Origin of the sequence: Sphingobacterium puteale (assembly GCF_003627955.1) — a bacterium.
Taxonomy (GTDB): Bacteria; Bacteroidota; Bacteroidia; order Sphingobacteriales; family Sphingobacteriaceae; genus Sphingobacterium; species Sphingobacterium puteale.
Genome location: NZ_RBWS01000040.1, coordinates 1 through 9,790, shown reverse-complemented (window position 1 = coordinate 9,790; position 9,790 = coordinate 1). Strand labels below are relative to the sequence as shown.

General features: G+C 35.0%; 10 protein-coding genes and 2 pseudogenes. 6 read left to right on the top strand and 6 right to left on the bottom strand.

The features are described 5' to 3' along the window. Nucleotides 1-346: 346 nt before the first annotated feature. Nucleotides 347-1,027: a mutarotase gene (locus D7322_RS28135; protein ID WP_121127485.1), complete on the bottom strand. Its 681-nt coding sequence runs from the start codon at nucleotides 1,025-1,027 to the stop codon at nucleotides 347-349. Between the two features lie 51 nt (nucleotides 1,028-1,078). Continuing rightward, nucleotides 1,079-1,351 (bottom strand): hypothetical protein, encoded by a 273-nt coding sequence (locus D7322_RS28130; protein WP_121127484.1) that lies wholly within the window; start codon nucleotides 1,349-1,351, stop codon nucleotides 1,079-1,081. Between the two features lie 192 nt (nucleotides 1,352-1,543). On the opposite strand from D7322_RS28130, the gene D7322_RS28125 reads away from it, so the two are divergent. Further along, complete coding sequence (locus D7322_RS28125; RefSeq protein ID WP_220700198.1) at nucleotides 1,544-2,065, top strand: O-acetyl-ADP-ribose deacetylase; 522 nt, start codon at nucleotides 1,544-1,546, stop codon at nucleotides 2,063-2,065. 220 nt (nucleotides 2,066-2,285) lie between these two features. Here D7322_RS28125 and D7322_RS29050 read toward each other — a convergent pair. The 3 genes and pseudogenes from D7322_RS29050 to D7322_RS28095 all read right to left on the bottom strand — a co-directional run bounded on the left by D7322_RS29050 (nucleotide 2,286) and on the right by D7322_RS28095 (nucleotide 5,623). Continuing rightward, nucleotides 2,286-2,999, bottom strand: a pseudogene (locus tag D7322_RS29050) (PoNe immunity protein domain-containing protein). Between the two features lie 268 nt (nucleotides 3,000-3,267). Further along, nucleotides 3,268-3,867: a hypothetical protein gene (locus tag D7322_RS28105; RefSeq protein WP_121127481.1), complete on the bottom strand. Its 600-nt coding sequence runs from the start codon at nucleotides 3,865-3,867 to the stop codon at nucleotides 3,268-3,270. Nucleotides 3,868-4,513: 646 nt separating this feature from the next. After that, nucleotides 4,514-5,623: a serine hydrolase domain-containing protein gene (locus tag D7322_RS28095; protein ID WP_121127479.1), complete on the bottom strand. Its 1,110-nt coding sequence runs from the start codon at nucleotides 5,621-5,623 to the stop codon at nucleotides 4,514-4,516. A gap of 765 nt (nucleotides 5,624-6,388) precedes the next feature. Between D7322_RS28095 and D7322_RS28090 the strand changes: the two genes are divergently transcribed. From D7322_RS28090 to D7322_RS28070, 5 genes and pseudogenes are all read left to right on the top strand, one after another. Beyond that, complete coding sequence (locus D7322_RS28090) at nucleotides 6,389-6,925, top strand: hypothetical protein (protein WP_121127478.1); 537 nt, start codon at nucleotides 6,389-6,391, stop codon at nucleotides 6,923-6,925. A gap of 150 nt (nucleotides 6,926-7,075) precedes the next feature. Continuing rightward, the gene (locus D7322_RS28085) at nucleotides 7,076-7,600 is read left to right on the top strand and encodes a hypothetical protein (protein ID WP_121127477.1); all 525 of its coding nucleotides are present in this window, start codon (nucleotides 7,076-7,078) and stop codon (nucleotides 7,598-7,600) included. 11 nt (nucleotides 7,601-7,611) lie between these two features. Beyond that, entirely contained in the window at nucleotides 7,612-8,109 is a 498-nt protein-coding gene (locus D7322_RS28080; RefSeq protein ID WP_121127476.1) for a hypothetical protein, read from the top strand. Between the two features lie 36 nt (nucleotides 8,110-8,145). Beyond that, a complete protein-coding gene (locus tag D7322_RS28075) occupies nucleotides 8,146-8,376 on the top strand; it encodes a hypothetical protein (protein WP_147430570.1) in 231 nt (76 codons plus the stop codon). A gap of 316 nt (nucleotides 8,377-8,692) precedes the next feature. Beyond that, a pseudogene (locus tag D7322_RS28070) lies at nucleotides 8,693-9,103 on the top strand (DUF6157 family protein). A gap of 269 nt (nucleotides 9,104-9,372) precedes the next feature. Here the strand turns inward: D7322_RS28070 and D7322_RS28700 are convergent. Beyond that, nucleotides 9,373-9,790: hypothetical protein (locus tag D7322_RS28700; protein ID WP_183078879.1), on the bottom strand; the 418-nt coding region annotated here is incomplete at its 5' end.

Here is a 9,790-nt window from a genome sequence, read left to right as displayed (position 1 = left end):
AAATGCGATCGTACTTTTTACGGACTTTAATCATTATTTCAAAATTAAGATATTTTATTGTTCTTAACTTGATCTGCCGACTAAGTTAGCAACTCCAGGTACAGTAAAAAATAAGCCTTACTATTTTAGCAAATAAAATTTATTGTCTCAATAAATTCTGAAAAGGTTGTACTTTTCCAATAAAGGGCTTTTCACAAATATCACTTGTGCTTTTTTTTTATTGCATAAGCTGTATCACGACCATCAGAACCAAAAATAAAAAAATCAGATGCATATTCTTCAAGGTGATAATCCTTATTAAGTTTGATCATATCCGTTAGAGCCCATAAAAACAGATAATGATGATTTATATAGTAAAGCGACGAAGTGTTTTGACGATGTTACTGTTCTGATACCAATCGTTATATACCAGCTCAAGTGATTTTATGTTCATTACACCAAAATCGGCCGCCCTATAATCTTGTAATATACCGCTAAACTTGGCCGGAGAACGCAGTTCCCTTCGAAAGCGTACTGAAGTCATATGCGCGGTAGCCAATCGATACCTTGAATCTATGCTCTGTTGTAAATCGGAGGAGCGGAAATTACTCCTCAGCCTATCACGAAGTATTTTAAGCCCTTCGCCCATCGGAAAACCCTGTATCAGCACGGCTTCCCGAGATGCTGTTATACCTTTAAATTTCAGCATGGTGCTGGGAATATCGTTGAGGCTTTGTGAAATAATATCTTCGTAATCTCGGATTTGTATCTCATTTAGATCAAAGCCTTCATAACATGAAATGATCGAAAGTGCCGTCACATGTTGATCCGAGGGCGGCTGATAATACTGTCCTCCGTCAATCTTTATCAATTCATCTTGAAAAGCCTCAACACGGGCTTTAATCTCATCATTCGGACGTATCAATAAGGTCAGACCACGACGTCGGTCGCTGTCATCGTCTATCTGCCGGTCAATTTCTATATCTCCCCTGCTAATTTGGCCGATAGACTGATTGAACATATTATCATAAAGCTGCATAAGTTCCATAGACTTCTTACTTAAAATGGATTCTTTCCCTCGGAAAGTTTATATTCAGTTTTATTTATTCCAGATTTCATAGAATTTATCTTTTTTAATTTCGTCGTTGGAAAACTCTTGCCTATCTAAAGGTTGATCCGTTAGAAAACCATATTCATTTTCAAAGTTTTGCAAATCATATTTTAATGTTCTTCCGTTTTGAAATAGCTGTAACTGTTTGGCCACGTTTAGATTTGAGTCGGTTTCAAAATACAAGGTTGAATTTCCCCAAGAATCTGTCAACTCGTCTCCTGCATTTTCATTCCAAAATTTCTTAAAATATCTTGAGTTCATTTGCGGGTTTAATATACGAATGCTTTTTGGGCTATACTAACTTACAAAAAGTCACAGAAACGGAAAGCACTTTGCGAATGCAAAGTGCAAAAAGTTACTAGAGATCTTTATTATGGAACAACATTTATTAAATTTAAAATATGATCGACATCAGTTATGTCGATGAGGTGTCCTAATATTATTCCATACCCAATGAACAAAATAGTAAACGTTATTAAAGGAGATATCACTAAGATCGAAGTCGATGCAATCGTAAATGCTGCTAACAGCTCCTTACTTGGTGGTGGCGGTGTAGATGGTGCCATTCACCGAGCAGGTGGTCCAGTTATTCTGGAAGAATGTCGAATGATAGTAGCTAGACAAGGGGGCTGCAAAACGGGTGAAGCAGCAATCACCACAGCTGGCAACCTACCCGCTAAATATGTGATCCACACCGTCGGTCCGGTTTGGAATGGCGGCCAAAAGAATGAAGAGAACCTCCTTGCAAATTGTTACTTCAACTCCCTCCGACTGGCTGTGGATAATAGCTGTACAACAATTGCTTTTCCGAATATTAGCACAGGTATATACAGGTTCCCGAAGAAGTTGGCCGCCCAAATATCTATTAACGCAATAAATCAGTTTCTTGAATCAAATACAACAATAAAACTAATTACAATAGTTTGTTTTGATGAAGAAAATTTCCAGCTATTTGAACAATTACCTTGCCCATAAGCCTATGCTTTTGCCGTCAAAATGAAAACCTTTTATCTTGACTAACTTGTATCCGCCCTAGGAACTACATATTTGATTTTTGAATTAGTTTTTATTGATAAAAAAGCAACGCCATCTTAGATCCTAAAAGTTAACAAAGATTATATTTAACACTTGCAAAAAAGGTCGAGACCTTTCAACTCGACCTTTCAATTAAAACTAATCCTTACCCACATTTCTCTCAATCTTTCCTATGAACTAAATCGTAAGGATAATATTGCAGTTCTTTAAAATGACCATCATCCAGACCTAATATTTTAACCAGAGCCCCGCTTTCAAAGCTCCAATATCCTGTGTGAATGTTACATTTGGTATGATGCACATTATACCATCCCGTATCCTAATGCCCTTTATACCAATCTTTTTGTATATAAGATATTAGATGTTTTAAGGCTTGGTCTTTATTTTTTGTAGCCAAATCAATGACTACCGAAAGCACCTTGTATGGCTTAGAAAATTTAGAATTATTATGAAGTGACCAGTTTTTCACTCTGCAACCTATTAAAAAGTCAATTAGATAATCTTTGGGGTCATCATTTTGAACACATTTTACAAGTTTAAGGAAATGTTTTTGTTCTATATTTAGCATGATCCCAATGGAAAGCATCCAAACCATCTGAACATAACTATTTGATTGCTCCCAGTCATGTATAAAATAATCAACTGCCGTGATATATTCCTCTTAAATTTTTGATATCGCCTCGCCTGCGGAATATGCGGCAACCATATTATCCAATGTGTATTTGCTCAAGTTTTTATATGTTTCAGAAATTTCTTCTTTATCCTTTACGCTATATTCTGAAAGATCTTCTAACTCCTCTTGGATATACTCATTTTGCCTTGCGATAATCTCCATAAATTTTTCCCTAGAGCTTAATTTATCTCTTGTATTCATAGAATCATTTTAGCAAATTTAATGTTAACGTCCCCGGGCCTTCTCCCAACACCTCTTCATCACTATGATCTAAATATGTTGGCTCTCCGTTTCTAACCATCTCGCATTCGTTATAATCAAAATAACTATACTATCCTTCCTGCATAGATTCAAGTCGTAAACCATCTGGATCTGTAAAGCGTATTTATCCCATAATCTTCATGGAACGTCTTATTGATATGGGTGGTATCTCGAAATCCAAAGTCGAGCACAATATTTTTTAATCAACCTAGTCCAAATTATAAAAACATTGTCCTCCTATTGCGCCACCACCATACTCTAACACAAGCCTGTCATTTACCATAATGTAAGTGCAACCGTCATTGTAACGCGCTTTTAAACTATCTGGAATTGGTTTGTCAAAAACATTGAATGAATACCTCCCCATTCCGCTTCGTTGAAAATTTATACTGCAAGGTTCTCCATTTGAGACGCCAATACAATTTGCTTTATCCAATTTCCCTTTAAGAGTTTTTAAAGTTTCTGTTGTCCAACCAAGTTTTTGTAATAATGTGTCGGCCTTTTCGGAATTAATTTTTACATCCCAATTACTTTCAAAATTGTCCCTCACTCCCACGTGAAAAATAGGTAGAATATTACTGTCGTCAAATTCTATTTGAACTGATTTGTCTGGCGGAGTTATTTTATTTACATAATTTTTGACTTCATAAATCTCGGTCCTCTTTTCCTCAAAGTTTTCTTTAAGTTCTGTTACAGAATAATCTTTATCAAAGCCCCCAAAAGCAGCCATTATCATAACAATAATACCAACAAAGACTGCAAACCCAATCCCGCATATAATTAAAAATATTTTTAGAAAAACTTTCATTTGTCTATTGTGGAATACACAGATAAGGTCATGCCTCAAATTTACGCAATTATAGGAATATGATGATTAATCTTCTCAGTTAATTTTGCCCGAATTTATCTTGTCCATTTCATTATTTTATTTTGTCCACTTTACCCTCTATTATGTCTATTTAGGACAATTTGCACAATTCTGATAGGATATTAAAGCGCTGATGATACCTAGAAAAAGCGCTTTAAAATAAGATTTTCCTTGATCAGCCCTATATCGCGGAATGTTTTTCCCTCCTTCCTCAAAAACCAGATAAATCACTAAAAAACATACAAAAGCATATGAATAAAACGGCAGCGGCACAAAATGGGGAAACAATATAAGAAATGCAGGCACCGCCATATCTTTAATCATTTGTAGTATTTTTCTAACCATTGCCTGTAAAATAACGTGAAGTGATTATTACAAAATGCTTATTAAAAAAGTATCTTTCTAAATGTTGTCTAAAATTCGAGAGTAACCGTCATGTGTCTGTTATATAGTTGATCAATGATATTCCCCTGCCTCGATCATCGGGCAATTAAGAAGAAGAATGGTGCGAAATTGCGCCTTACCCACCTCGGATGAGATTCTGAAATTGAGTGTTACCCAACTTGCTTTGATGGCTGAATTCAATTTATTCTATCTCTTTTTTATTTATCAATAACTGCTGAAATTCCTTTCCTATAGCAGGATTAATGATATGTTGGAAGCTTTTTTGTAACGTAAAAACCGTAATTGTAGCGTCAGATTCCGGAGAATAAATAACATCAGTTCCCCACCAACCTCCGTGGTAATAAGCATTGAATCCCATATCAAAGTGATAAAGTCCCAAACAGTATTTGGATTGATCTGAAGGCAATACGTAAGTATGCATAGCCTTCAGGATCTGTTTGTCCTGAATGATTTTTCCATCAAATAGATATTGAAAAAACAGGGCTGATTCTCTGGCTGTTGTGGCAATTCCACCACCACCATACAAATCCCAAGAAGGATTTATATCGTATGAATCCCATTTATACTTGCTTGCATATTGATGAGCAAGCGCAAGGGTGTTTGCAGGATAATTTTCTAAATTAATAAACCAGGTTTTTGTTAGGTGTAGCTTTTTGTATCTCAATAAATCCCGAATAGCTGTATAAAATGGCTTATGTGTTTTTTGCTCAATAATTTCGGTCAGGAGTAGGTAATTTATGTCTCCGTAACTAAATTTTTCACCTACAGGCTGAGGACTCCCGATTTCAATCGATCTCTCGATTTGCTCCTCTTTTTTCCATTTGTATGTCGGATGCTGATTTACGAATTCAAAATAATCTTCGTCCACATAATCCTGAATTCCAGATGTATGGGACAATAAATGCTTTATCGTAATTGCGTCCAGATTATACCCATCTTTTTCAAATAATTGACGCGTTCTATCCGATAATAGTTTTTTGATTGTCTGATCGATCGATAAGTTACCTTTTTCGACCAATCTCAGTATTGCGGCAGCTACATAAGGCTTGGTATTACTGGCAACCAGAACAGGTTGTTGATTATTTAGCGGCTTATTTGTTTTGCGATCTGCTATTCCTGTTGCATAGCTCCAAGAAATATTTTGCTTCGGTGCTTCGACATGAACAATAATGCCGATGGCATCCCTATTTTTTTGGTAAATTGAGTCTACTTTATTTTTAAATACCGTCTGTAACTGAGCCGACCCTATCATTGGAATCCACAGTGTATTTAATAATAATATTTTTCTCATATGTTCTTTTGGATGATACTTGTACAACTATTAATAAATGTAATGACCGGATTTTGCACGCTCAATCCTGCTATATACTGCCTAAATAGGTCTGCATAAGGGAAATTAAATATAGCCCTTTTATTTATCTTTTAAAATAAAAATTATCACTCCTATTTGATTGCCAATCGAAACAGATGACAGGTATCTTTTTCCCATCATGTGAATAATTCGGATCAACTATAAAATACATGCAAGCAAAAAACATAGAGCAAGTTATTCTAATAAATTTTACAGCCAAATTAACCTTATACCGTATTGAAATTCGTATTTGTAACATCCTTGGTGAATACTATCTATTCTAACAATTTCGCCATTTGACGATTCTCCAAAATAATTATTTAAATATGATTTTTGGGTAAGAAAAAGGTTAATTCCTATAAAAAACAATGGCAACCGATAAAGCAAAAATTGCTGTACAGCCATTATTTTAAGCTACATTCCAATTTTTATTTACTATTATTTGGGGGTTGCTTTGCAGGGTGTAATCTCATCCTAACTAGCTATATCCAAAACTAAATAATTGCAATGTAAGCGGTATCGGCGAGATCCCGAAAAGTACGATTTTTTCTTCTTTAACGGATGAACCGGTTATAAAACCCATGATCATTAGCAAAGAAAGGTGAGCTTCCGCATGGGGCTTTCATAAAAACTGATCATCTAAAATCAACGGCACATTTTTCAAGGAAAAATTATTACTTTCGTTAAAGCATATTTGACCAAACGATGAAAAGCCTAGCGAAAAAGCTTCCATTATTAACCGTAAACCTTGTTGAATTGAGAAAATATGATAAGGTACTCATTATTAATCTATTCATTTTGTTAGCAGTATTGTTTTCCAATAATGCATCTGCTCAAGTTGATTTAAATAACCTCAAAAATAATTGGGCACAGATTGATGTGACTAGATTAGATGGTAGTAAAATAATCGCTGTGCCGGATGTAAGGGATGTATTCCAAAGTCTAAAGATAGGTGACACCAAGCTCTATTTCAATAGCTCATCTGTCTCTCCTCGCAAAGCATTTGAAATACCCTATAAACTATCTGATCATACAATGGTAACATCTGAATTTGCCGGATATGAAATTCTTCTCTTATCGAAGGATTCACTTATCTATGCAAAAAAATTCGAGGATCAGGATGACCCTGAAAAACTTAAAAAATTCACCTTCGTCCGTTCCGGCCTACTGAATGATAGTTTTAATCGCCGATATGTTGATTCCCTTGAAATACCTGCAAACAAGTTTTTCACGCCAGATTAAAATCCAGCATAGAGTTGCCGATTATGAAAAGGATTAAAAGCAATAATGATCTCCACACCGCTAATTTTTTAGGTGAAATAACGATCTATCCGAAAAAGAAGCTAGTGACTACAGAATTTAAAGAGAAGCCTTAACGAAAGAGCAACTATAATGGCAGATTACGAAATGGGATATAAAGGAAAAAAATGTCAACTAAGTATGAAAAAATTAATACTGATTGCTGTGATACTCATGTGGATTAAAAGTATCGTTTACAGCCAAGATGCAAATAATCATTGTACAAAATTACAATCGAGTTTTGTTCATCACTTAAGGTATCCAAAGGATTTGGAGAAAGCCTCTATTCCATCATTTTTTACATTAAAGGTCCAGTATGATGAGAAAACAAAGCAATTTAACTTAGAATTTTCGGATAGTGCACATCCGCTTATGATTAAAGAGTTGCTAAGAATTAAAGATAAATTAGATTTTAATGTAGTATATGATGATCTTAATATGGGGAAGCGTGATATACCTATTATGATCCCCGTCGAGATTAGACTAGCACGGGTATCAAAAGAGTTTTCAGATCCTAAGAGCAAAGTATCTCAAGATCTATATAATTTTAACGGTACACAAGTTTTTGGAGATGTCTATTTTTATGCTCCCCTTGTCCTTACCGTTATAAACGATTAAATATTAAGACAATGAAATCAATCAAATTCATACTGATCATCCTCTATGCGGTGATCAATAGTGTATACGCTCAGGATAAGGGAAAAATTGATAACTTCAAGAAGTTTGAAAATTCTTTCCTTAGAAATTTCAAATACCCGCCACAACTACAGGAAAGGTGTATCCCTGTATTGACATTGATGGTAATTTCCTTTGATCAATATGGAAAAATTAACTCACTTCGCTTTTCAGACAGTGCCTATCCCCAATTTATAGCAGAAGTCCAAAGAGTACGAGAAGATATAGATTTTGAATCTCTTTATATGGACCTGAAGTCACTGGGAAAAGAGACTGAGAAAATAATTATTCCAATCCAAATTGATACAGGTGTATTTGGTGAATGTGAATCGGGCATACTTCAATTTGATCTAATTAATTTATACTTACTTGATAATAAACCGCTTAAAGGCAAATTCTTTCTATATAAAAAGATTTTATCAAAAATATTTATGGCACGTGCGATCTCTTAATTACTCGATTGTTATTTAATGCTAATTTTTGATTCTATGATAAAAGAGGCGATTAAGAAGTATGTGGTTTTGATATGTTTAACTACTTCGGTGATATTTATAATCATAGCCGCAATTTCCTATCCTGGTAGCTCATTGCTTGATAAAAATTCCATAGGTTTCGGTTGGTCAAAAAATTTCATAAGCAATTTGTTTGAAGCAAAAGCGGTAAATGGCTCAGAAAACCCTGGTAGAATTTGGGGGAGTATTGGAATGGCATTTAATTAAATTCTGCTGTTTATTTTGCTTGTTGATTTTCTATTGCTTTTTTGCAGTATTCGGATTTGGTATTTGAGTTTGGGAATCATACTACAAAAAGTCTATTTTATGTTCGATTCTATTAGTTATAGGATTAGAATATTTTTACAATATCCGAAGACTTTGTCCAGAAAGTAAATCGGCCTAAGTAATTTTTTCATATTTTAGAACCAAGCATTTATATTATTTTGAAAAAGGATAGTTCGGATATATACAAAGAGTTGCTGCGACGTAAGCAACCAAACGGCGAACAATAGACACCATAATCAAAAAAACAACAAACAAAATGAAAATACATACGACCAACTTTTTTGACACTTTTATTATAGTAGCTGAAGATACCAAAGTAAACTGCGGTACAAAACCACCTGCAAAAGACAAAAAGACCGTTGCAGAGATGCAGTATGAAATGATTGCCAAAAATCCATATAAATATACCTCCGATGACATCCTTTTTCAAGTGTTTGCCGACAGGAATGAACTTACAAAAGCTGAATATCAACAAGCAAGAGAGCAATTTTTCTCAAAAGGGCAACCATGTTTCAGAGCATCTCCCCTAACAAAAACTTATGGCTTTGGTATACACAGCGATAATAACGGCAGAGTTGCACTCTAAGGAATGGAAACAGACGAATACCAAAAATTCTTGGCTGACTCGAACGTCAAAAAAGTAAAGGCTATGAAATCAAATAAATAAAAACAATCTAATTAAGAGCGATAGAGTTCTTCGAAGCAATCCCACAGCTTTGTTTAAAAGTACAATCATCTTTAATAACAAAAAAATACTTTTCAAAATTCATCCCAGTCACTGTTCAGACAGAACCGTGGCAGTAGGGCATACAGTGTTTGTGGTGAGCTCGCCGTTATCTTGGCTGTAGTAATCTATAAAAAACAAATTGATCATAAAAAAACATTGTTAAAAAGCCTACTTTTACGTCCCTTCCTTATTTACCGTCTATCAATAATCTATAAGAAAAGTGGATTATCAGGATCGTTTTTAAAATCCTTAATTTTTAGATCTCTATCATTTCCTTGTGCCGAAACAGTAAATGTTCTGTCGGGATTAAGGCGGATGAAAATATCGATCAGCCCTGCTCTTTCTCCGTTTTGCATTTTTGGCAAGACAAGTCCTTTGGTAGCAGGATATCTCTCTTTGGGCAATGTGGAGTTAAATTCAGCGTATGTCTTGAAAAAGTTTTTGTAGAGCGATGATCCCTTGTGCCCATGGATAATTTCATGTTGCCCCAGGGTGCCATCCCGTGTTGTAGCAAACTGAATAATCAATATGGAGTCAGTGACCGCTTCATTTTTGCTCAAGTAATTTTTGTTGAGCAGGTCGATGAAATCCTGCTTTCTCTGAGGATTGAGGAATGCACCTGGGCCG

Bases quoted from the DNA above. Each gene is read 5' to 3' on its own strand.
- D7322_RS28075 (WP_147430570.1), top strand. From the start codon at position 8,146: ATGATAAAAGAGGCGATTAAGAAGTATGTGGTTTTGATATGTTTAACT.
- D7322_RS28080 (WP_121127476.1), top strand. From the start codon at position 7,612: ATGAAATCAATCAAATTCATACTGATCATCCTCTATGCGGTGATCAAT.
- D7322_RS28085 (WP_121127477.1), top strand. From the start codon at position 7,076: ATGGCAGATTACGAAATGGGATATAAAGGAAAAAAATGTCAACTAAGT.
- D7322_RS28090 (WP_121127478.1), top strand. From the start codon at position 6,389: ATGAAAAGCCTAGCGAAAAAGCTTCCATTATTAACCGTAAACCTTGTT.
- D7322_RS28125 (WP_220700198.1), top strand. From the start codon at position 1,544: ATGAACAAAATAGTAAACGTTATTAAAGGAGATATCACTAAGATCGAA.
- D7322_RS28095 (WP_121127479.1), bottom strand. From the start codon at position 5,623: ATGAGAAAAATATTATTATTAAATACACTGTGGATTCCAATGATAGGG.
- D7322_RS28105 (WP_121127481.1), bottom strand. From the start codon at position 3,867: ATGAAAGTTTTTCTAAAAATATTTTTAATTATATGCGGGATTGGGTTT.
- D7322_RS28135 (WP_121127485.1), bottom strand. From the start codon at position 1,027: ATGGAACTTATGCAGCTTTATGATAATATGTTCAATCAGTCTATCGGC.
- D7322_RS28130 (WP_121127484.1), bottom strand. From the start codon at position 1,351: ATGAACTCAAGATATTTTAAGAAATTTTGGAATGAAAATGCAGGAGAC.